The following is a 21,658-nucleotide window of genomic DNA, read 5'->3' on the forward strand; positions in this document are numbered from 1 at the left end:
TTTTACAATTCTAATTCACCTTGTTTAACATTTTTATTCTTTATGTATTTTGACTGTGCTTCAGCAATAGAAAATACTTTGTCTGAACATTTATATTTATGTACTTCATCAACTATAATGTCAGCCACATAAAGTGTTTTTAATTCTTCTAAATCTTTTTCAAGAAAATCAGCAAGATTTTTTAAATTAACAAAAGGGAATTTTTTACGACCATTTTCAATTTTACTTATGTCAGTCATTATGATTCCAATTTCTTGTCCAAAATCACTTTGATTTATTCCCTTTTTTCCTCTTTCTTTTTTTAAGAACTCCCCAAATGTTGCCATAAAACAGACTTGCCGATATTAAACTTGCTAAATAATGGCAAATGTAATAAAGTTTTTTTAAAGTGCTAAAATTTTTTAGAGTTAATAGTAAAAAGTAATGTAAGCAAAACTAGTTTTTCTTTTGCGCTTTTGGATTTCATTAGAAAGCGCAACTTTTAAAATATAGATAATTTCAATTATTTACTATTGATGGTTAAAAGGCAAGGTATAAATTTTACCAATCAAGGTTTATTAAATATTTTAGAAAGATGGTCTTTTACTAAACCCGCTTACCCAACCACTCCCTAAAATCACGAAAATTTTGTGGTGCGACACCATGCCCCACAGGAAATTCAGAATAGTTATGTTTTATATGGAGAGCTTTTAAAAAAGGCTCTGTTTGTCTTGCCCAATCTACTGGGATCACTTGATCTACTTTACCATGAGAGCAGTAAAAATCCAATTTGGAAAAGTCCGTTTTATCCAGATTTTGGGGTAAAATAGCTTTATTTATATAGCCACTTAAGGCAATAATATTTTTTACTTTTTCAGGATAGGTCAAGGCCGTGGCGTAACTTAAAATAGCACCTTGGCTAAAGCCTAAAAGTGTGACGTTGTTTTTATCTACAGGATAAGCTTCCACGGCTTCATCAATAAATTTAGCGATTAAATCCCTAGACATTTTGGCTTGTTCGTTATCGCTCCATTTTCCCATATCGGCATCAAAATTAATGGCATACCAAGCATGTCCATACGGTTCTAGGGCATACGGTGCTTGAACGGAAATGATGAAAATATCGTCCTGTAATTCACCTGAAAACGAATATAAATCGGCCTCGTCACTGCCATAACCATGCAACATGATTAACAATGGCGCATTTTCGGTTAACGTGGACTTTCTAATAATGTGATGTAATGATAGGGAAGGATGACTCATTTTAATAGCCTAAATTTTTAAATATTTTTTGATAAAAGTTACCAACTAATGGTACTGCTTGTGCTTTTCTGTTTAGTGCATTGATAAACCCGTAAATAAAAAGGACAGTGAAAAAAACATAAAAACTAGTGGTTACTAACCAGCTATCAAAGCTTCCTATAATATAGCCTAGGGCATAAAATGTTAACCATAAACCTAAGGATTGCCGTATGTGAAAACTTGCAAAAGCACTTTTGTTCTCGTCTTCATTATTCAAATAATAAGCAATAATAACGCCTATAATAGTTAAATAGCTAATGATGGCGTGTTTACGTCCTTTTTCAATATCTTGTTCTGTCATTATTACGAATTTAATACCACTTGATTATTTGAGATGATGCCGTAAACGGTTCCTTTTAGAGTTTCATGCTCAAAAATGCTGTTTTTCGATTTAGAGATGATGTTTTTCGTAGAAAAGGTGTATTTGGTATCTGGATTAAAAAGGGTGATATTTACTTTATTGCCAACATTCAGGGGTGTTTGTTCCAATCCAAACCTGGATTTCCCTTTGGTTAAAAGGTCTATGGTTTTCTTTAAAGTGAATAAGGTTTGCAAAGCGCCAAAAGCACTTTCTAAACCAATAGTACCATTAGCCGCATAATCAAATTCTATTTTTTTATGTTCGATGTCAATCGGGTTGTGGTCGCTGGTCACCATATCTATCGTGCCGTCTTTTAAACCTTCCATAAGGGCCTCAACATCCGTTTGCGTCCGTAGAGGAGGCATCACCTTAAAATGCGTGTTGAAGTCGGTTATAATATCATCTGTAAAGTATAGATTATGAATGGCAACACTACAAGTCACATCCAGTTTTTTCTTTTTTGCTTCGCGAATTAATGCCACCGATGTTGCTGAAGATATGGTTGGGATATGCAATTTTCCACCTGTATATTCCAGTAAAAATAAATCCCTGGCGACTTGAAGTTCTTCAGCTAGGGTCGGATTTCCTTTTAAACCCAGCGAGGTGCTGGTGATGTTTTCATTCATGACACCCAATCCCGCAATTTTATTTTCCTGTGGAAATGAGCATACCAAGCCACCAAAATTCATGGCATATTGAAGCGCAATTTTTAAGAGATTGGGATTACTTACTGGTTTTTGGTAGTCGTAAAAAGCGACCGCCCCAGCTTGTGTCATATCATATAATTCAGCCAAGTCTTCACTTTTGCCCTCTTTTGTTAAAGCCCCCATGGGCAATAAGGTAACGGCATGGTTTTTTGCCTTTGTGTTGACAAATTCAATATCAGAACTAGTGTCTAAAATAGGATGCGTGTTGGCATTCATGGCAACCGCCGTAAATCCAGAAGCTGCTGCCGTTTTTAGGCCGTTGGCAATAGTATCGCGTTCTTCAAAACCTGGTTCACCAAAACACACACTACTATCAAACCATCCTTGTGAGATATGAAGGTTTTCGAATGCGATTTCTTGATAATTCTTCGGATTTTTTAGTTGGTTTCCTATGTTGGTAATAACACCGTTTTCAATTAATACATCTTGAGTTGTGTTATGGAACTCGCTTTTAGAATCAATAATTGTTGCAGACTTTATAAGTATGTTCATTTAAAGTATTTTAAGATGAGCATTTCAATAATCAAGAACACCAGTGCAAAAATAGCAAACCATTTCCACAAGGCGTTAATATTTGTATCACTTTTTATGATGTCAAAACTATCGGTAACAGAATCACTAAGTGTAATGTTGTTTAAGTTTGAAAGATCTTGATAGATTAGGTCGCTATCGGTCCGATTATAATTGTAGCTCACATTTTGTATGTTCTCATTCTTGTTTTTAATGGTATAAATACCAGAAATGGCGGGGTCTTCAAATGTGTTTATAAGCACTTTATTATTGAAATATTGCTGTTTGGGAATGATATTTAAATCGGTATTGACAATTGAAACAATATCATCTTGATTCAGTTGCACATCCACATCAAAACTATTATCCTGTCCGATGGTATAATATATGGAGGGCACTTTAAAACTATTTTTTGCCATGTTATAAAGTGTAGGAACAATTAAAGGCGAATTCTTAAAATTGGAATTGTCATTATTTAAGGCGGCCGTAAATATAAACGCGTTTTTGCTTTGCACTAAAAAGGGTTTATTGTCCTCAAATTGTAAAACAGAACTACCTGCTTGCTTTGACAGATTGTAGAAACTTTGTATTTGCGGATATTGAAAGTTTTTCACCTCATTTTCAAATACGCCATTGCTGTATATGGGATGCGAATAATTAATGGTGGTGATGTGTTTTTCGGAAGCAACAAAATCAGTGAAACGTGTGCCGAAATTTTGTAGCAATTCATTGTAAGATGAGGTAGTTATGTCTTTTGCGGGAATAATGGTTATATAACCACCTTGGTCGGTAAACGTTTTTAAAACCGATACTAAGGTGTTCGGAATGGTTTTTAGTTCGTTTAAAACAATCAAGTTTTGTTTTTCTAAATCGTTAAAGTTTAATTGGTCAACCGTGGCGGATGTGTAATTAAATTCATTTTCCGTAAAAATACGTTTCAAAAAGGAATCGTTTTCCTCATTAATACTCAGTACATTAATTTTATCGACATTATTAATATTGAAAAACAGGTCGTTATCATATTGCAAACCGGTATCATCAATACTTATTTTACCGTTAATAATGGTATTGGTCGGTAAAGAGAATGTTGTTTTGGCATTGTTATTAATGGCAACCGATGTTTTTGCTATTAATTGGTCGTCATTATAAAGCGACACAGGTAAATTCTCAATCGACGTTCCAGTTTGTTTTAATGCCACCGTAATTTCGAAATTTGAAGCCGTTGCGTTGGAAATATAAGCACTATCAATGGAAACATTATTAATGTTTACGGGTTCCAGTTTAACAGCTAATATATTAGTAAGTGAATCTGGAGTTGGATTAAAATGAGTCGCTTGCTGCTGAAAATCTGAAATAAAAACCATGTGTTTTAAAGAACCTTCATCTTTACTGAAAAGTGTTTTAGCTTTTAATAACGCAGCTTCATAAGTAAACGATTTTGCTGAATACTCCATTTGTAGCAAGTCATTTTTAATAGCTTTTATAGAAGTGTTTTTATAAGTGTTATCATTTGTCAATAAAGAGATGGTATTGTTTTCGGGTACATTGCTTATAATGTCTTGAACGGCACGTTTTAAAAGGTCGCCTTGGTCACCTTTGGCCTGCATGCTAAACGAATTATCTAAATAAATAACAGTTTCACTTTTGGTTTTAAAGGCGTTGGTTTTCGCGGTAAATGGTTGGGCAAATGCTAAAATAATACAGGCAAGCAATAGCAATCTGGTTAACAAGGTCAGCCATTTTTTTAATTGCGAACTTTTGCGGGTTTGTAAAGTGACCTCTTTTAAAAACGCGACATTGGTAAAGGCTTCTTTTTGAAACTTTCGGAGTTGAAATAGATGGACTATAATGGGAATGAGCAGTAAAAATAGAGCGTAAAGAAGTTCTGGGTGTTTAAACTGCATTTCTTTTTAGATTTGTCAAAACTACATATTTTTTTTAATTATTGAATATAATGAAAACAATTTCAATTTAAAAATAAATAACTTGAACCTATAATTAACAAAAGAAAACATAGTCCTCTATTGCTTTCATATTTAAGTTGTCTAAATAAGTCTGAATCTCTATTTGGGCTTTTTTATTAGCAACGGTAACGATACTTTGTGGATTTTCAATGGTTTTCAATGCATTAAAAGCTTTTAGTTTTTTGCCGTAAATATCGCGTCCGATTTTCTTTGGATTATCGCAAATCCATTCAAAAGGAATCTTCTTTTCCAGTAGCGTTTGTGCTATTATTTTTCCTTTCGTGCCAGCACCCCAAATAGTCAAGGTTTTATTTTTATTGTAATCAATATCTAAAAAATGATGAATTTTTAAAGATGTAAAATGATTTTGGGCATAATGGATGTGCGTTCTGGAAGTCCGCGTGCTATAATCGCGCCAATAATGTAAAACGTGATTACAAGGAATGCATTTAAAACCATGTTTGTAAAACCTGAAGGCTAAATCGTAATCCTCTGGATATGTGTTCGGATTAAAAGCATCGCAAATCACCAAATCATCCCGATGTATCATCCAACACGGTGATGGAATGACACATTCTTTATAAATTTCAGAATAATTGGTTCCTGTTTTGGTTAAACTATTAAGCCACGTTTCATAATTTCCATAGCCTTCTTTTATTCCTTCATCCGAAAAATACTTTACCAAACCAACCGCCACATGATGCCTTCCGTAAGTCATTAAGTTGGTTGCTAATACGCTCAGTTTGTTAGGATGCATGATGTCATCACTATCCATCCGGGTGATAAAATCGCCTTGGCTGTGCTTAAAAGCTAATTGTAAGGCATCAATAATACCATCTCCGGAGTTTTTAAGAAGTTTTATTCGGTGGTCCTTTAAAGCATATAATTCAACTAAATTGTAACTAGAGTCGGTTGAGCCATCATCAATAATAATAACTTCCCAATTTTTATAGGTCTGAATAATTATAGACTCTAAGCAGTCTGTAAGGTAATTTTCAGTATTTTTGAACGGAATAAGAACGCTTATAAGTGGCTGTTGCATGGTGCTAATTTAACACAACCTTGTGAAAGGAAGGTGTAACATAACCTTAAATTTGGCGTCCATTTAAAGAAATAAAAAAAATTACATGAAAACAAGAATTTTATCCGCCTTGTTTGCGGGAATGCTATTTGTTGGTTGTACTTCGACTCAAACAATTGGTAACGATTTGGCAATTGCTCTGCCTATAGAAACTTCAATAGATTTAACAAAAGTTGAAAATGATAAAGTACCAGTAACCATCAATCCTGGAAGATTCAATATTGATAATGTTACGTACAGATTGCCTAAAGTTGTTCAAGGAACGTACTCGATAAGCAATTTTGGTAAGTATATAGACGATTTTAAAGCCTACGATTATAAAGGCAATGAATTATCTGTTGTAAAAACAGATGACAATACTTGGACGATTGCCAACGCTAAACAATTAGATAAAATCACCTATTGGGTTAACGATACGTTTGATATGGAAACCGAAGGAGGTATTGGCAAAGAGCAACCTTTTTCACCATCGGGGACCAACATAGAACCTGATAATTATGTATTGAATTTACATGGTTTTATAGGCTATTTTGATTCATTAAAAAATAATCAGTATAAAGTGGATGTTACCGCGCCAGCAGATTTTGTACGCTCTTCTGCATTGCAAGAAATAGGAAGTTCCACAAGCGCAGATGGCAAAGCTATTACAACAAACTATATCGCGTCTAGGTATTTTGATGTTACTGATAACCCCATGATGTATGGAAACCTAAGCGTTGAAGAATTTAAAGTGGGTAATATTAAAATTGTGTTGAGTGTGTATTCACCGAATAAAGTACATTCAGCAACATCGTTAAAACCTGCCATGCTTAAAATGATGGAAGCTCAAAAAACATTTTTGGGAGATATTGATAGCACACCACGATACGATATTTTTCTTTATTTATCTGATGGAAGCGAAGGATCACCTAAAGGCTTTGGAGCTTTAGAACACCATAAATCGACGGTGGTTGTGATGCCCGAAGATTATCCTGCCGAAAATTTAGACGAAGGTATGATTGATGTAGTATCCCACGAATTTTTTCATATAGTTACACCTTTAAGTGTTCATTCAGAAGACGTTCATTACTTTGATTATAACAATCCAACATTCTCAAAACATTTGTGGATGTATGAAGGTGTTACGGAATATTTCGCAACCTTGTTCCAAGTAGATCAAGGATTAGTGACCGAAGACAAATTTTATGCTAACATTTATGATAAAATTCAACGTTCATTAGATTTGGATGATACCATGAGTTTTACGGTAATGAGTGAAAATGTTATTGATAAACCATATTCAGATCAATATTTAAATGTTTACCAAAAAGGTGCGTTGATTGGTATGTGTATAGATATTTTAATGAGAGAGGAAAGTAATGGGCAACGAGGTATTTTGTCTTTAATGAAAGAATTGTCAAATAAGTACGGCGTAAACAAACCATTTGAAGATGATAAGCTTATTGAAGAAATTACTGCCATGACTTATCCTTCAATAGGGACGTTTTTAAACACGCATGTGGTGGGTACAACACCTATTAATTATACCGAATTTTTTGATAAGGTTGGATTGGAAATAGTAGAAGATGATAAGGTGGAAACCAATTTTATTTTAAACGGTAGTACATTAATCATTTCAGGAAATCCACAATATGGTACTATTTTCTTTACGGATGCTGTGCAAGAAAACAGCTTTTGGAATGATTTAGGAGTAAAAGCTGGCGATATTATTAAAACCATTGATGGAACCGACTTAACAATGCAAAATGCAAATAACGTTTTACAGCAAGTGTTTATGTGGACTGTTGGGCAAGACGTTAATGTTAAATTGAATAGAGGAGGAGAAGACATCGAAATAAAAACAACAACGGTTCAATCTTACACCAAGGGAGAAGTCCTAAAAGCAAAAGCAGATGCTACAAAGCAACAAGTAGATTTACGTGAAGCGTGGTTAAAAGGCTAGGTAATTTACGAGTTACGAATTAAGATTATAGATTAACGATTGATGGGGTTTCCTGTCAATCGTTTTTTTTTTTTTTTTTTTTGGTTCAGAACTTTTCAAAAACGCCTAGTCCAAATAAGGCAAAATCGTATTTCACTGGGTCGTTTGGATCCAATTTCCTTAATGTGGTATCCAATTCAAATAAGGCTTTGGCATCGTTTTGTTTTCTGTTTAACAATCCTAATTTACGTGCCACATTGCCCGAATGAACATCTAATGGACAGGATAGCTGGCTGGAAGAAAGCGTTTTCCATATACCAAAATCCACACCCGTTTTATCGTCCCTCACCATCCATCGTAAGAACATATTAATACGTTTTGCTGCCGAATTTTTTAAAGGATCACTAATATGTTTTTGGGTTCTTGGTAAATGCTCTATTTCAAAAAAAGTGGTTTTAAATTTTGAAATGGCTATTTGCATGGAATCTTTTTCGGCATGTTTAGCGAAAATGGATTCCAATCCATTGTGAGTTAAATAAATGTGTTTTAACGATTTTATAAACTGGGTACAATCATCTGCATTAAAGGTTCTATGGACAAAAGATTGTAGTTTTTCTAAATCATTTTCAGAATGGTTTATTACAAAATCATACGGTGAATTATCTAATAAATCCATCAAACGTTTGGCATTATTGATAATGCTTTTCCGGTTTCCCCAAGCGATGGAAGCCGTTAAAAAACCAGCTATTTCAATATCTTCTTTGTTGCTGTATTGATGTGGTATTTGAATGGGGTCGCTTTCAATAAAATGTGGATGATTGTATTGTTTGACTTTAGTATCAAGAAAATCTTTTAACTCTGTTTTATTCAATTTTTTTTGTTTTTTAAAATGCAAAAATAAGGTATTTATTATTTGTCATTCTCCCAATTTACCTTGTAAAATAAAGTTATTCAATCACTTGTATATTTTTATTTAGATTTATTCTAAATAATTTGCATAAACCAATTTAGGAATATATTTTTGCATCAAAATCATTATTTATATTAAGTCTAAATAAAATTACAAATGAAAAAACAACTAGCCATCCTTTTTATTTTGGTTATGAATGCCGTAGGTTTTTCGCAAAGCGGAACGGTTAAAGGAACCATTCAAGATTATAACAATTCTAACCTTTTAAGTGTAAATGTTAGTATAAAAAGTACCAATAAAGGATCTCAAACTAACGAAAATGGTTTTTTTGAAATCTCAAACATCACTAGCGGGGATTATATGCTTAGTGTTTCTTATATAGGATTTAAATCAAAAGAAATTCCTTTTAAGATCAGTAATAATGAAACCATCGATTTGGGCATAATCACTTTATATGAAGGTAATGAAATTTTAGATGAAGTGGTTGTCAATGGTGAAAGAACGAATAAGTTTTCAAGAAAGGAAACAGCCTATGTTTCTAAACTTGCTTTAAAAGATATTGAGAATACCCAAGTTTATAGTACCATAACCACGGAATTATTACAATCTCAATTGGTTACCAATTTTGATGATGCGCTTAAAAACGCTGTTGGCGTGGAAAGTTTATGGGCATCTACGGGACGTGGCGGTGATGGTGCTGGCTATTATTCTTTACGTGGGTTTTCAGTGCAGCCACAATTAGTAAATGGTTTACCTGGTTTAACGAACGGCACCATTAATCCAGCAAACATAGAACGTATAGAAGTTGTAAAAGGACCTTCTGCAACATTATTTGGTAATGCCGTAACATCGTATGGTGGATTAATCAATGTGGTGACTAAAAAACCGTATGTTGGTCAAGGTGGTGAAGTGTCTTTTACCTCTGGGTCTTACGGACTTAATCAAATAACAGGTGATTTTAATACGGCATTGGATAAAGAAAACAATATTTATTTTCGATTAAATACATCATATTCAACAGAACAAAGTTTCCAGGATGCTGGGTTCAGAAAGTCGTTTTTTATAGCGCCTTCATTATCATATAAAGTAAACAACAGATTATCATTTTCATTTTATGGGGAAATCACACAAGCAGAACAAACAAATCCTACTTTTTTATTCTTAAACAGAGCGGCACCTTCAGTAGCAACAAATTTGGATGAGTTGGGCTATAATAATAAATTGTCCTTTACTAGTAACGATTTATCCTTAGAAAATCCTACCCAGAATTACAGAATTCAAATGGATTACAACTTGTCCGATACATGGCAATCGCAAACGTTGCTTTCTAAAAGTACCACATCAACAAAAGGCTATTATACCTATTTATACGATTTTGGAGGTAACCCAGATATTACTTTTTCGAGATATTTAAACAAGCAAAATGCCAATACACAAACCACTGATATTCAGCAAAATTTCATTGGTGATTTTAAAATTGCTTCTTTAAGAAACAGAGTGGTTATCGGATTGGATTATTTAAGTGTAACATCTACCGACAATGGTACTGGCTATGCCTATTATGGAAGTGTAACCCCAGATGGAACTCAAGAAGCAGGGTATCCATTGTCAACTGCAGGCGTTGATGCAGCACTTCAATCGGTTGGAGTGAATAATGCAAAATCCCAATATGATATTTATAGCTTGTATGTTTCGGATGTATTGAATATTACTCAAAATTTATCTGCTATGGTTGGACTTCGTTTAGACCGATTTGATAATAAAGGAGATATAACCAATACAGCCGATGATTACGACCAAACCACATTGTCTCCAAAAGTCGGACTGATGTTTCAGCCCCTTTTAAATGAATTATCGCTTTTTGCAAATTATCAAAATGGGTTTACCAATGTAGCACCAGAAATGGTCGGAGATCCAAATGCTGGGCTTCAAACATTAAAAACATTCGACCCAGAACAAGCCAATCAGTTTGAGTTTGGTGTGAAAACAAACTTGTTCAAAAATAAGTTAAATATTACTGCAAGTTATTACGATATTAAAGTAAAAGATAGAGTGATTACAGATCCTGCGTCACCGTTTAATAAAATTCAAGGGGGAGAGGTTGAAAGCAAAGGCTTTGAGATTGAAGTAAATGCCAACCCGATAAAGGGATTGAATATTAGAGCTGGTTTTAGTAATAATGACAGTGAAACCACAAAATCCGATAATACCGAGATTTTAAACAGAAGACCACTGGATGCGGGTCCAAAAACGATATATAACTTTTGGACGACTTATGAGTTTCAAGAAGGTGAACTTGATGGTTTCGGACTTGGTTTTGGGTTTAATGGTGGTAGTGAACGTTTTGCTATTAATTATGCATCTACTGGAGAATTTATTTTGCCAGCTTACACCATTGCCAATGCCACTATTTTTTATGCGGCTGACAAGTATAGTGTTGGTTTGAAATTGAACAATGCGTTTAATAAAGAATATTACAAAGGATGGACTACCATAAATCCGCAAGCACCAAGGGCTTTATTGGCAAATTTTACTTATAAGTTTTAATAATATTGAATTAAAATAAAGGGTCATTTTTTTATGACCCTTTTACACATAAAAATGGGTTACAGAAAAAGCATTCTTTCGCTTCATAAAATTTTAGGATTACTAACAGGTATTGTTGTTTTTATAGTGGCCATAACGGGTTGTTGTTGGGCATTTAAAGACGAAATCGAAAGTTTATATACCGATTATAAAATTGTTGAAAAACAAGATAAACCCATATTAACACCAACTGAGGTTAAAAATATTGGTGCCTCCGTATTTCCAAATAATACCATACATGGAAGCCTTTTCAGTAATAATAATGAAGCGATTGAAGTTATTTTCTATGATGCAGAACCAGAATTTTACCAAAGTGTTTTTGTAAATCCGTATTCAGGGCAAATCATTCATGTAGAAGATCACTTGTCTGGTTTTTTTGCATTTATATTAAAAGGTCATATGCGATTATGGTTGCCAAAAGCCATTGGTGAACAAGTGGTTGGTGCCTCTATTTTGCTGTTTATTTTCATCATCGTTTCCGGATTTATTTTATGGATTCCTAAAAAACGTAAAAATTTAAAACAACGGTTACAATTCATGTGGAAGCCCACCACACGTTGGAAACGCAAAAATTTTGATTTACATACTATTGTTGGGTTCTATATTTGTTCATTGGCGTTGGTACTAGCGTTTACAGGGTCAATCATGTCATATAATTGGCTTAAATACGTGGTTTATAAATCTACTGGAGGTGATAAAGTTGCAGAGTTTATCATTCCAGAAAATATTAGTGGCGAATTTAAGCAAGTTGAGAACACTATACCGATGGACTATTTAATTGCAAAACTTCAAAAGGAATTGCCCAATGCGGAAAGTATTGAGCTACATTATCCGGAATCGGAGGCTTCTAGTATTTATGTTGAGATTTCAAATAGTGAAGGGGTGTATTATGATTCTGATTTCCGATTCTTTGATCAAAATACCTTAGAAGAAATTGAAACGCCAGGGATTTATGGCAAGTACAGTAATGCCGAAGTAGGTGAAAAAATATTACGAATGAACTACGATATCCATATTGGTGCCATTGGTGGTTTAGCAGGTAAAATAATTGCGTTTTTGGTAAGTTTGCTTACTGCAACATTACCGGTAACGGGCATACTTTTATGGTATGGCAGAAAATATAAAAAGGAAAAGGAAACTAAAGTAAATGCGATAGAAGCATCATATTAAAATCTTCCCATCAACCATGGTTAATTTTCTATCAGCTAAATTGGCAAGCTCCTCATTGTGGGTAACAATGACAAAGGTTTGACCAAATTCGTCCCGCAGTTTAAAAAATAGGTTATGTAAATTTTCGGCCGATTCGCTATCTAAATTTCCAGATGGTTCATCCGCAAAAATAAGTCCAGGACTATTTACTAAAGCTCTTGCAACAGCAACACGTTGCTGTTCGCCACCAGAAAGTTCGTTTGGTTTGTGATTGTATCTGTGTGATAAACCCAGGAAATCCAAAAGTTCTTTGGCTTTATTTTCGGCATCCGATTTCTTGGTACCTTTTATAAAAGCAGGTAAGCATACGTTTTCTAAAGCGGTAAATTCGGGTAAAAGTTGATGGAATTGAAAAATAAAACCAATGTGCTCATTTCTGAATTTAGCCAAGGCTTTATCATTCAATGAATTGATATTTGTGTCGTTTATTGTAAGATTAAAATCTTCCTTATTGGATGCTCTGTCTAATGTGCCTAGTATTTGTAGCAGCGTTGTTTTTCCAGCTCCCGATGCACCAACAATAGAAACGATTTCGCCTCTTTTTACGTGAATATCAACGCCTTTTAAAACGTGTAAATCATTGTAGTATTTATGAATATTGTTTGCTTGAATCATGCACACAATTTAGCACTTTAAGTGGTTATTGGCAATACTCACGTATGTTTCTTATTAAAAATGTTTTTTACACTGGAATAATTAATAAAATACTGCAATCTTAAAGAAAAGGTATGTTGTATGGGTTGATTAAAAAGTGTATCTAAGCTTTTACTATAAGTATCATTAGCATTATTATCGTAGTTAAACAACTGATTTCTATATAATGCTGTTAAGAAACTTCCCGGAGCAAATTGCCAAGAGTAACTAAAATCTAAATTCCAAGTATTGAAATTGGCATTGGGATTGGTTTCTAAATCACTTAATTCATAACCGGAATTAGCGTTTAGGCTTCCATTCTCTTCAAGTGTAAAAAAATCATCCTTATAATCTACCGTTGACCAATAATTCCTAAAAGTTAGAGATAAACTATTGAATGAATTGAATGTATAACTTCCAGAAAGTGAATTTACTACGGTCTTTCTATCACGCTCACCAAAAATAATATCGTCACCTACTTTTGTTGCATAACCTCTGTCGTTAAATTCTTTATTATAATTAAATGAATATCTAACCAAAAGTTTGTCATTAAATCTGATTCTGGGTTGAATGCCAAACCAATATTCATTACTGTCTCTAGCATCTTCAAAATATGTAAGTCCTCCAAAATCAACATCATAAGCAAATATCTTGTTATAGTTAGATGAAAACCAAATGCCGGAGTTCACTCTATTTTCATAAATAAAATAACGTCCTGTCGTTCTTGGTTCAAAATAATCAAATTGTTTGCCTGGTTGCATATTAATATTGATACCGAAATCATGGAGAGTTTTTGTTTGTGCATTATAATTAAACCCAAAACTAGTTCCTGTGTAAACGCCCGGGTCTACCAATCGACTATAATTATAATAACCACCAACATAATAATTATTTAGCTTTTTAGTGGGTTCAAAAATTCTATAAGAAAGATCCATACCCATATTGTTATAGTTATTTCTGTAAATCAGACCCAAATCATTGATGTCATATTTTGTATCGGCAAAGCTATGATTGAAACCATATCTCAAGTTACCGTGTGTTTTTCTAGCAGCAAAATAGGTACTGTAACCTGTTTTAGCGCCGTCAATTAAATTAATGTTGCTCATTTTTGTTTCACCTTGCAATTTATAGGTGTTTCTCTTATTGTTAATATCAAAAATAAGCCCTGTAACGTTGGCATCTCTAAATTTACCATCTCGCGTTACATTGGTATTTATAAGGCTAACTGATGAGTTTTTATTGAATTGTTGATCTAAAACCAAAATATTATAATTTGAAATGGGCTCAACAAGTTCTTCACGTATGTTATTGGTTTCAGTATTTTTAATGGAAGCATATGTTTTTTCGGTAATGGCGTTAAAAACACCAATGCCAAGACCATTTTTTGTCCTGCCCGACACTTTTACGGCATTTAAAACATTCACTGTATTTGGATACTTTTCAATAGTCTCATTTTCATTTAATTCAACACTGCCAGTCGGACTATTGCCCACACGTCTTGAAAAGAATAAATTACCCTTACTAAATAAATCCACGCCTTCTGTAAAGAATTGACGTTGTTCAGAAAATGTTTGTTCAAAGGGACCTAAATTTAATTCTAAATTATCGAAACCAGCTTGACTGAAATCTGGGACTAAGGTGGCATCGAGCGTAAAGTTTTCCGTAATGCCATATTTTACATCCAAACCAAACTTTAAATCTGTGTCGGTAGCACCGTCAAAAGAATTAACTAACCCAGAAGTAAATGGATAAAAGCTAAGTCGGATAGGGGATTCAATATTTTCAATACCCCTAAGTTCCCCATGATATAAGCCGAAATTTCCTTTGGTTCTATCTATTGGATTCCACGAATACTGTGTACTAGCTCTTCTAAAATGTCTATGAAATTGAAGTCCCCATGTTTGAACATTTTTATTTGAAAATCTAAGTGCATCATAAGGTATTTTTACTTCTATAATCCAGCCATCGGATACTAAAGTTACTTTGCTTTCCCAAACAGCATTCCATCCAAAATCTTCGCCTATACTGGGGTTCGCAATGGCATCGGCTTGAGTGCCAGAAGGGAAAATAAAAAACTCGGTGTCATTTTGGGCATCATTATTTGGATTGATGATAATACCAAAAAAATCAGTTTGTCCAAAATTGTCTCTAGTGGTAAGCTGACTCATTATTTTGGTGGGGTCGTCGTGCAAATAAGCTCCAAAATAAATGGCATTGTCATCATAAGTGACTTTGACGATGGTTTTGATTCCAACAGTGTCCTGAATACCCATTTCTGGTCTAAACTGAGTGAAGTCTTTTGCTTCTTCTAAATGTTGCCAAATAGTATCATTTAGAATGCCATCAATTACGGGCGGATTGTTAGTTTTTGAAATGTTTAATGATTTTTTTTCGTTTTCTTGTGACAATATTGATGAGATACTGAAAAAGGCAAGAAGAAACAGGGAAGTGGTTAGTTTCATTGGTTTTTGATTGATGATTTATATATCTAAAATAAGACAATAAATTAAATAGTTTGTTACAGGGAATCTTACAAAATTAAGCGAGTGTTAAATAGTTATTCTTAAGTAAAAGTTAAATTATAATGGGCTTGTAAGTTTTTAATACTCTAAGCAACTAAAATTTGATTAACTTTAAGTGCTATGAATAATAATTTACAGGTTGCCACTTTTGCGGGTGGATGCTTTTGGTGTACCGAAGCCGTTTTTTTACGATTACAAGGTGTTGAAAGGGTTATTTCGGGTTATACTGGTGGCCAAATAAAAAATCCGGCATATCGGGAAATTTGTACAGGACGTACAGGGCATGCAGAGGCCATTCAAATTTTTTATGATGAACATAAAATCACTTACCAAGAACTTTTAGAGATTTTCTTTGCTACACACGACCCCACCACATTGAATAGGCAAGGAAATGATGTTGGTACACAATACCGATCATCCATATTTTATAATAATGACATGCAAAGGGAAGCAGCTGAAAGCTTCATAGACTATCTTGAAAAAGAACATGTTTTTGATAATGCTATTGTCACAGAAGTTGTACCTTCAGAAGTGTTTTATAATGCAGAAGACTACCATCAAAATTATTACAACCAAAATAGCGAGCAGGCCTATTGTCAGTTTGTTATAAATCCCAAATTGAAAAAGCTAAAAGCATCCTATTCAAATAAATTAAAGACTATTTAAATCATGCCATATAGAAAAGTTGAAGAGTACAACATCCAGATAACGGACGATGTTAGGGAACGTTATAAAAATATTATTAAGGATTTAGGCGAGGATACAGAAAGGGACGGTTTGTTAAAAACCCCCGAACGTGCTGCCAAAGCCATGCAATTTTTAACCCAAGGCTATCATCAAGACCCTATAAAGGTACTTAAAAGTGCTATGTTTAAAGAGTCTTACAATGAAATGGTCATTGTAAAGGACATTGAGTTATATTCACTTTGTGAGCATCATTTATTACCGTTTTTTGGCAAAGCTCATATAGCCTACATTCCTAATGGGCATATCGTCGGACTTAGTAAATTACCAAGAATTGTTGATATCTTTTCAAGACGATTACAGGTACAAGAACGGTTAACAGAGCAGATTTTAGATTGCATCAATGATACCTTAAAACCACAAGGTGTCGCCGTAGTTATTGAAGCCTCCCACATGTGTATGATGATGCGCGGGGTACAAAAACAAAATTCCATAACAACAACATCAGGTTTTAGAGGCCAGTTTGAAAAAATTGAAACCAGAAATGAATTTTTGAAATTGATTGGTAAATAGATTTTGGTATATTTATTGAGTTAATCATTGCTAATAACATCATTTATTACATTACAACATTATGAATGACTCTATGAGTAAAAACAAAAAGCTCTTGTTGGGGCTTTTATTTGATGGTTGTGGTTACATATCGTATATATTCCCACCGTTTGATTTTGTTTGGGCACCTTTATCAGCCTATTTGATGACGAGACTTTATAAAGGTAGATCGGGTAAAGTGGCGGCTGTTATTTCTTTTATAGAAGAAGCATTGCCTATAGTAGATTTCATTCCATCATTTACACTGATGTGGATTTACACATACGTGTTTGGCAAAACAGAAACCAAAAAGAAAGTTATAGAAATAAAGCAATAAAAAAATCCCTTTCAAACCAATGAAAGGGATTTTTAAAATTAAAAAAATGATGGTTATTGTACTGTAACTTGAAAGGTCGCTGTAATATCGGTCTCACCACCAGCATTTGTAATATCACCATCACTTACGCCTGTAGCAGTTTTGTTTGGTTCATGACGCAATATTATGGTAATACTTCCAGCACCAGTAGTTGTGGTCGTTAACGTAAATTCCAATCCTACAGGATTGTCATTGCCATCAAAATCAACATAATCAAATGTGGCTATGTTATTTGTAGCTTGAAAGAAAAATTGGTGTTCTTCATCTTCTTCAGCTATTTCTTCATTAATAGATTCTGCCGGCGTTACAGTTTCATTCAAAAGTGCTAAACTTCCATTATAAGTGGTGCCAGCAGCTAATGGTCCTGAAACTGTGATAACCGGTGGGTTTGGACCATCTCCATCCAAATCCCGAGTTTGCAAAGTTACAGCAGTTCCACCCCCAACAGGTACTAAAGTAGCTGTTAATGTGGTGATAACCTCTTCCTCATTTACAGGCAACGGGTCATCATCATTCGAACATGCAGTAAATACTAGGGTTGCTAAAAATAATATGGATACTTTTTTGAATATTTTCATTGTGTTTTTTTTATGGGTTAATAATTTAATTTTAATTGTATCATGAAATTTCTTCCTAAATCATCGGCAAAATATCTTAATCTGTTAAGATATTCTCTGTAAGAAGTGTTCAAGATGTTTGTAATGTTCAAACCAATGTTTAGGTTTGTTTTGGCTGATAAATTAAGGGTAATATCACTTTGAAAGTGCAACAAATGATAGGCCGGTGGCGGTGAACTCACATCTACCAACACCATTTCTTCGGTTCTTGGTATAAACACTTCAAAGTTATTGTTCGGAAAATCGTTTTGTCTCAATACCAATTCGCTCTGCAATTCAGAATTAAAACGCAACCATTTTTCATTCGAATAGCCTAAAATATTGACTGTTTTGAATGATGGCATATCAATCAGTGCTTGCTCTAGGCTTAAATCCCTTCCTTTAATTAAAGATGATTTATGGTTAAATGACCATTGCTCATTGAACTTATAATTTGCCATCATATCCATTCCAAATAACGCCGCATTTGTTTGATTATAACCCCAAACAGGAAATGCACCACGAATGGTTTGCTCAGTACCTGTGGGTTCTATAAAAATATAATCGCTAATATGATTATAAAACGCTTCAAGATTTAGTGAAAAAGACTCCTGTTCATATAGATACGTTCCAGAAATCCTATTGGATGTTTCTTGCTTGATGCGTAAATCGCCCAGCTCAATTCTTGCTGCGGAATGGTGTAAACCATCACTAAACAATTCTGACGGATTTGGTGCTCTGTTAGACAATCCATAATTAAAAATTATAGAGTTACGTTCATTCAATTTAAAAGCAATTCCAGTAGAAGCAGACACATTGTGATAGTCAAACACAGGGTTTGTTAGTAATTGTGTTCCTAAATCATCAATCACAATATCTCCAAAATCGACATCATAACCACGTTCTATCCAACGACTAGTGATATAGAATTTTTTGGCATCAATCCGATTGAAATCATAACGAAGTCCAAAATCCAAATGGGTATTATCATTTAATCTGAAACCAGAAACAGCAAAAACCCCAAAATCATACTTGTCATAATCAGGAATCAAACGTCTCACGCCCGTATCAGGATTGGCAAAATTGTTTTGATAACCAACATTCATTCCAAATTCATACGTGGCATTGCTTTTAGAATCCACTTTTAAATTCGTTCGTATGGTATGTGTTTTTAAAGTCAAATCGATGGCTGGTTTATCCCTGTCTGCTCCAACACGAATATCATATTCAAAACGGTGATTGTTTTGAAAATCATACTGCACTTCTAAACGTCCGAAATTTTTAAAGCGTTTGTAAAAATCAGCTTTAATGATTTGGTGTGTCACATCTTGGCGAGGGGCATTGATATCATAACTAAAATCTTCAACCACCAAAGGCTGTTGGCTGTTAATGGCATTGACTAAATCTTCAATATTACCAATATGGGACGACCTCAAAATGGCTATGTCATTATTTAAATAGCTATAATACACATTGAAGCCTTTTTCAAACGTTTTAAAACCACCGTTAATGGAGAATCCTTTTGAGTTCAAACCAGTGTTAGTCAAGCTATAATCTGGCGCTTCAAAATCACCAAAGCGTTTTAGGGATGCTTGTGCACCTACATACCAACCTTGCTGATAGGTTTTGGTTAAAGATGAATTTAAACTATAGCCTCTACCGTTGGTTTGACCACTAATAATAGTCTTTCCGTAAAGCGAATCTTTTAAACTAATATTCGAAGGTTTTAACACGATAACCCCGCCAATGGCATCGCCACCATAGGCCAAGGCGTTGGCACCTTTTATCACATTGATGCTTCCAGCAGTATTCAAATCAATATTAGGAGCGTGTTCAATACCCCATTCTTGATCTTGTAAACGCACACCGTTGGTCATGACTATAATTCTGCTACTATGCAAACCATTAATCACAGGTTTTACAATGGAATTTCCAGTATTTATTGAAGAGACACCGCTAATTTGTTTCAAAGCATCACCAAGGCTCAAAGCACTGAAGCGCTCAATAGCATCGGTTTTTAAAAGTGTTTCCTGTGATGTTTTGGTTAATTTACTAGTTGTCGTTCCATCAACTTGAACTTCATTAAGCTCTTCAATATGATGCTCTAAATTAATGACAGAAAACGTATCACCGCTGATTTGAATATCCAAGCGTTTGGTTTCACATGCCAAATGCGAGACAGTAATGGTTATTTTGCCATCACAAAGGTTTTCAACAGAAAATTTCCCATTGATATCAGAGGTTGTGTACTTGTCAAGAGTTTCAATATAAATGTTTGCGTCAATTATTGGCGTACCATCATGAAAGTCATGAACTTCTCCAAAAAACTTGGAATTGCAATTTTGACTATGGGTTATGTTTATAAAACAACAAGCCACAATCAATACATAGTATTTCATCTGTTTCTATTTATTGTTTTCACCGGTATGATGCGACACCTTTAAACAGCTTGTTTTTAAGAAGCTATTTTTAGGGGTTTTTCATTGTAATGAATCTTAGTTTAAATAATGACTTACTTTAAACTAAAGCAGGAGGGCCTCGAAGGGAAAAAGATAATTGCCGATGATTATGTAAGAAGGTATATAGAGAACTACTTGTTTTATGAATATATATTTCAACAAATAATTCAATATCATTGGAAAAAAAACAATAAGGCGTATTTAGGTTAAATTTGTAGAAATCACAATCGGTATTTATTTCGTGCAAATGCGTGGATTTTTCACCTAAGCATATATCATGTTTGTGGTGAGCAAACATGTGATTGAATTTAACAAACGTAGGAACAAGTAAAAGCACTGCTAATGTAAAAGCAGAAATTTTAAATGTAATATGTAGTTTTTTTAATGGCATCAATTAAAAAAGCGTTTAAATCCCAATCTACTGAGCATTTTTTTTTCAAAATTCCAAAAAAATGAATGTTGACCAAAAAGCCAACCGAAAAAAACCAATAGAAATTGATACATAATGAAAAGTATCAATATTCTTATGGTCCAATACAATACAACATTGAATGTCTCTGGAGTGATATTTAAAAAACCTAAAATAGGCTTCCCTATATAAGATGCTGTAGAGCCAGTAATAGCAAACACAATAAAAATGATGGCTATTTGAAAATTAGATTCTATGCCCCAACGTTCTTTTAACTTATTCACAGTTGCAATTTAATTGCAAAAATAAGGAAAGTAATTAAATTCTAGGTGTAAACGGGCCTAATCTTTGGTTATACGTCAATTGAAAATAAATAAAATAATTGTAGAGCTTATAATTAACTTCATAGCCATAATCTATGCCGTAATGATAATCAATTTGCATTTGGTAGAGGTTACCGTTGAACTGAATAGGATTTGCAGCTCTTCTATTCCATTCATTCACATAAATAATATTCCTGTTTTCCAATAATGTTTGAGAATAAAACCCTTCTGGCCTTGCATTACCTAACAACCAAGCATTAAAACCAGGTTCTATAATAATAATTTGATATTCTAAGGAATCGTTCTCGATTTTAACGGTGTCACTTAATTTAGCATTCGCCAATTTTTCATTGGTTTTTGAAGCAATGGGTTTCGTTGTGTTGCAACCAATTATAAAGCCACAAACCAGTAATATGTATACTATTGTTTTCATCCGTAGATTTTTTTAAATGATTAATAACCCAAAATTATCATCTTATATATTGTTGTGAAAATCATAATGAGTTAACACTGGTTTTCATTGAGTGATGCTCTA

The 21,658-nt window shown here is 33.9% G+C and carries 19 protein-coding genes; 6 read left to right on the forward strand and 13 right to left on the reverse strand.

Annotated elements, in window-relative coordinates; genetic code table 11:
- Nucleotides 1–2: 2 nt before the first annotated feature.
- The 6 genes from CDH49_RS11140 to CDH49_RS11165 all read right to left on the reverse strand — a co-directional run bounded on the left by CDH49_RS11140 (nt 3) and on the right by CDH49_RS11165 (nt 5,865).
- On the reverse strand, nt 3–326 hold the full coding sequence (locus tag CDH49_RS11140) for a helix-turn-helix domain-containing protein (RefSeq protein WP_100615587.1): 324 nt from the start codon (nt 324–326) through the stop codon (nt 3–5).
- A 259-nt stretch (nt 327–585) separates the two neighbouring features.
- Nucleotides 586–1,242 carry an alpha/beta hydrolase gene (locus tag CDH49_RS11145; protein ID WP_100615588.1) on the reverse strand — a complete coding sequence of 219 codons (657 nt, stop codon included), beginning with the start codon at nt 1,240–1,242 and terminating at the stop codon, nt 586–588.
- A gap of 1 nt (nt 1,243) precedes the next feature.
- Nucleotides 1,244–1,582 carry a hypothetical protein gene (locus tag CDH49_RS11150; RefSeq protein WP_100615589.1) on the reverse strand — a complete coding sequence of 113 codons (339 nt, stop codon included), beginning with the start codon at nt 1,580–1,582 and terminating at the stop codon, nt 1,244–1,246.
- Between the two features lie 2 nt (nt 1,583–1,584).
- Complete coding sequence (locus CDH49_RS11155) at nt 1,585–2,841, reverse strand: dihydroorotase (RefSeq protein WP_100615590.1); 1,257 nt, start codon at nt 2,839–2,841, stop codon at nt 1,585–1,587.
- Nucleotides 2,838–4,763, reverse strand: coding sequence for a vWA domain-containing protein (locus tag CDH49_RS11160; RefSeq protein ID WP_100615592.1), 1,926 nt, complete (start codon nt 4,761–4,763; stop codon nt 2,838–2,840). The genes CDH49_RS11155 and CDH49_RS11160 overlap by 4 nt, the downstream gene beginning before the upstream one ends.
- Before the next feature lie 94 nt (nt 4,764–4,857).
- On the reverse strand, nt 4,858–5,865 hold the full coding sequence (locus CDH49_RS11165; protein ID WP_100615594.1) for a glycosyltransferase family 2 protein: 1,008 nt from the start codon (nt 5,863–5,865) through the stop codon (nt 4,858–4,860).
- An 85-nt stretch (nt 5,866–5,950) separates the two neighbouring features.
- Here CDH49_RS11165 and CDH49_RS11170 point away from each other — a divergent pair, with 85 nt between their 5' ends.
- Nucleotides 5,951–7,846, forward strand: coding sequence for a M61 family metallopeptidase (locus tag CDH49_RS11170; protein WP_100615596.1), 1,896 nt, complete (start codon nt 5,951–5,953; stop codon nt 7,844–7,846).
- Between the two features lie 85 nt (nt 7,847–7,931).
- Here CDH49_RS11170 and CDH49_RS11175 read toward each other — a convergent pair whose 3' ends face one another.
- A complete protein-coding gene (locus CDH49_RS11175) occupies nt 7,932–8,696 on the reverse strand; it encodes a TIGR02757 family protein (RefSeq protein ID WP_100615597.1) in 765 nt (254 codons plus the stop codon).
- 195 nt (nt 8,697–8,891) lie between these two features.
- Between CDH49_RS11175 and CDH49_RS11180 the strand changes: the two genes are divergently transcribed.
- Nucleotides 8,892–11,282 carry a TonB-dependent receptor gene (locus CDH49_RS11180; RefSeq protein ID WP_100615599.1) on the forward strand — a complete coding sequence of 797 codons (2,391 nt, stop codon included), beginning with the start codon at nt 8,892–8,894 and terminating at the stop codon, nt 11,280–11,282.
- 54 nt (nt 11,283–11,336) lie between these two features.
- Nucleotides 11,337–12,491, forward strand: a complete 1,155-nt coding sequence (locus CDH49_RS11185; protein WP_100615601.1) for a PepSY-associated TM helix domain-containing protein — start codon at nt 11,337–11,339, stop codon at nt 12,489–12,491.
- On the opposite strand, the gene CDH49_RS11190 is transcribed toward CDH49_RS11185, so the two are convergent.
- Nucleotides 12,483–13,145 (reverse strand): ABC transporter ATP-binding protein, encoded by a 663-nt coding sequence (locus CDH49_RS11190; RefSeq protein WP_100615602.1) that lies wholly within the window; start codon nt 13,143–13,145, stop codon nt 12,483–12,485. The two genes, CDH49_RS11185 and CDH49_RS11190, sit on opposite strands and share 9 nt — an antisense overlap.
- A 38-nt stretch (nt 13,146–13,183) precedes the next feature.
- Nucleotides 13,184–15,625, reverse strand: a complete 2,442-nt coding sequence (locus CDH49_RS11195) for a DUF5916 domain-containing protein (protein ID WP_100615604.1) — start codon at nt 15,623–15,625, stop codon at nt 13,184–13,186.
- A 180-nt stretch (nt 15,626–15,805) separates the two neighbouring features.
- Between CDH49_RS11195 and msrA the strand changes: the two genes are divergently transcribed.
- The 3 genes from msrA to CDH49_RS11210 all read left to right on the forward strand — a co-directional run bounded on the left by msrA (nt 15,806) and on the right by CDH49_RS11210 (nt 17,297).
- Nucleotides 15,806–16,351: a peptide-methionine (S)-S-oxide reductase MsrA gene (msrA, locus tag CDH49_RS11200; protein WP_100615605.1), complete on the forward strand. Its 546-nt coding sequence runs from the start codon at nt 15,806–15,808 to the stop codon at nt 16,349–16,351.
- A 3-nt stretch (nt 16,352–16,354) separates the two neighbouring features.
- Nucleotides 16,355–16,942 (forward strand): GTP cyclohydrolase I FolE, encoded by a 588-nt coding sequence (folE, locus tag CDH49_RS11205; RefSeq protein WP_100615607.1) that lies wholly within the window; start codon nt 16,355–16,357, stop codon nt 16,940–16,942.
- A 73-nt stretch (nt 16,943–17,015) separates the two neighbouring features.
- Complete coding sequence (locus CDH49_RS11210) at nt 17,016–17,297, forward strand: hypothetical protein (RefSeq protein WP_100615609.1); 282 nt, start codon at nt 17,016–17,018, stop codon at nt 17,295–17,297.
- 53 nt (nt 17,298–17,350) lie between these two features.
- On the opposite strand, the gene CDH49_RS11215 is transcribed toward CDH49_RS11210, so the two are convergent.
- The 4 genes from CDH49_RS11215 to CDH49_RS11235 all read right to left on the reverse strand — a co-directional run bounded on the left by CDH49_RS11215 (nt 17,351) and on the right by CDH49_RS11235 (nt 21,556).
- On the reverse strand, nt 17,351–17,914 hold the full coding sequence (locus CDH49_RS11215) for a type 1 periplasmic binding fold superfamily protein (protein ID WP_100615611.1): 564 nt from the start codon (nt 17,912–17,914) through the stop codon (nt 17,351–17,353).
- 17 nt (nt 17,915–17,931) lie between these two features.
- Nucleotides 17,932–20,331, reverse strand: a complete 2,400-nt coding sequence (locus CDH49_RS11220; RefSeq protein ID WP_100615613.1) for a TonB-dependent receptor — start codon at nt 20,329–20,331, stop codon at nt 17,932–17,934.
- Between the two features lie 450 nt (nt 20,332–20,781).
- A complete protein-coding gene (locus CDH49_RS11230) occupies nt 20,782–21,084 on the reverse strand; it encodes a DUF6787 family protein (protein ID WP_100615616.1) in 303 nt (100 codons plus the stop codon).
- Between the two features lie 34 nt (nt 21,085–21,118).
- The gene (locus tag CDH49_RS11235) at nt 21,119–21,556 is read right to left on the reverse strand and encodes a DUF6146 family protein (RefSeq protein WP_100615618.1); all 438 of its coding nucleotides are present in this window, start codon (nt 21,554–21,556) and stop codon (nt 21,119–21,121) included.
- Between the last annotated feature and the right edge of the window lie 102 nt (nt 21,557–21,658).

Origin of the sequence: Confluentibacter citreus, from assembly GCF_002807055.1 — a bacterium.
Lineage (GTDB): Bacteria > Bacteroidota > Bacteroidia > Flavobacteriales > Flavobacteriaceae > Confluentibacter > Confluentibacter citreus.

Bases quoted from the DNA above. Each gene is read 5' to 3' on its own strand.
- CDH49_RS11140 (WP_100615587.1), bottom strand. From the start codon at position 326: ATGGCAACATTTGGGGAGTTCTTAAAAAAAGAAAGAGGAAAAAAGGGA.
- CDH49_RS11145 (WP_100615588.1), bottom strand. From the start codon at position 1,242: ATGAGTCATCCTTCCCTATCATTACATCACATTATTAGAAAGTCCACG.
- CDH49_RS11150 (WP_100615589.1), bottom strand. From the start codon at position 1,582: ATGACAGAACAAGATATTGAAAAAGGACGTAAACACGCCATCATTAGC.
- CDH49_RS11155 (WP_100615590.1), bottom strand. From the start codon at position 2,841: ATGAACATACTTATAAAGTCTGCAACAATTATTGATTCTAAAAGCGAG.
- CDH49_RS11160 (WP_100615592.1), bottom strand. From the start codon at position 4,763: ATGCAGTTTAAACACCCAGAACTTCTTTACGCTCTATTTTTACTGCTC.
- CDH49_RS11165 (WP_100615594.1), bottom strand. From the start codon at position 5,865: ATGCAACAGCCACTTATAAGCGTTCTTATTCCGTTCAAAAATACTGAA.
- CDH49_RS11170 (WP_100615596.1), top strand. From the start codon at position 5,951: ATGAAAACAAGAATTTTATCCGCCTTGTTTGCGGGAATGCTATTTGTT.
- CDH49_RS11180 (WP_100615599.1), top strand. From the start codon at position 8,892: ATGAAAAAACAACTAGCCATCCTTTTTATTTTGGTTATGAATGCCGTA.
- CDH49_RS11185 (WP_100615601.1), top strand. From the start codon at position 11,337: ATGGGTTACAGAAAAAGCATTCTTTCGCTTCATAAAATTTTAGGATTA.
- CDH49_RS11190 (WP_100615602.1), bottom strand. From the start codon at position 13,145: ATGATTCAAGCAAACAATATTCATAAATACTACAATGATTTACACGTT.
- CDH49_RS11195 (WP_100615604.1), bottom strand. From the start codon at position 15,625: ATGAAACTAACCACTTCCCTGTTTCTTCTTGCCTTTTTCAGTATCTCA.
- msrA (WP_100615605.1), top strand. From the start codon at position 15,806: ATGAATAATAATTTACAGGTTGCCACTTTTGCGGGTGGATGCTTTTGG.
- folE (WP_100615607.1), top strand. From the start codon at position 16,355: ATGCCATATAGAAAAGTTGAAGAGTACAACATCCAGATAACGGACGAT.
- CDH49_RS11210 (WP_100615609.1), top strand. From the start codon at position 17,016: ATGAGTAAAAACAAAAAGCTCTTGTTGGGGCTTTTATTTGATGGTTGT.
- CDH49_RS11215 (WP_100615611.1), bottom strand. From the start codon at position 17,914: ATGAAAATATTCAAAAAAGTATCCATATTATTTTTAGCAACCCTAGTA.
- CDH49_RS11220 (WP_100615613.1), bottom strand. From the start codon at position 20,331: ATGAAATACTATGTATTGATTGTGGCTTGTTGTTTTATAAACATAACC.
- CDH49_RS11235 (WP_100615618.1), bottom strand. From the start codon at position 21,556: ATGAAAACAATAGTATACATATTACTGGTTTGTGGCTTTATAATTGGT.